The sequence below is a fragment of the Vogesella lacus genome, assembly GCF_979366295.1.
The window spans coordinates 1-360 of record NZ_CEETQT010000042.1; the positions used below are offsets into that span (position 1 = coordinate 1).

General features: G+C 59.2%; 4 tRNA genes. All 4 read right to left on the reverse strand.

The features are described from left to right. Positions 1-12: 12 nt before the first annotated feature. The 4 genes from ACZ9W6_RS17610 to ACZ9W6_RS17625 all read right to left on the reverse strand — a co-directional run bounded on the left by ACZ9W6_RS17610 (position 13) and on the right by ACZ9W6_RS17625 (position 360). Positions 13-89 (reverse strand) — tRNA-Asp (locus ACZ9W6_RS17610). 5 nt (positions 90-94) lie between these two features. Beyond that, positions 95-170: transfer RNA gene (locus ACZ9W6_RS17615), tRNA-Val, on the reverse strand. 32 nt (positions 171-202) lie between these two features. Then, positions 203-279 (reverse strand) — tRNA-Asp (locus ACZ9W6_RS17620). Positions 280-284: 5 nt separating this feature from the next. Next, positions 285-360: transfer RNA gene (locus tag ACZ9W6_RS17625), tRNA-Val, on the reverse strand.

Below are 360 nucleotides of genomic sequence, written 5' to 3' on the forward strand. Positions count from 1 at the left end.
CTGAATTGTGGTTGGCGGAGCGGACGGGACTCGAACCCGCGACCCCCGGCGTGACAGGCCGGTATTCTAACCAACTGAACTACCGCTCCAACCGTGGTGGGCGTTGACGGAGTCGAACCGCCGACATTCTGCTTGTAAGGCAGACGCTCTACCAACTGAGCTAAACGCCCGAAAAACTTTTCGGTTACTGCTGAATTGTGGTTGGCGGAGCGGACGGGACTCGAACCCGCGACCCCCGGCGTGACAGGCCGGTATTCTAACCAACTGAACTACCGCTCCAACCGTGGTGGGCGTTGACGGAGTCGAACCGCCGACATTCTGCTTGTAAGGCAGACGCTCTACCAACTGAGCTAAACGCCC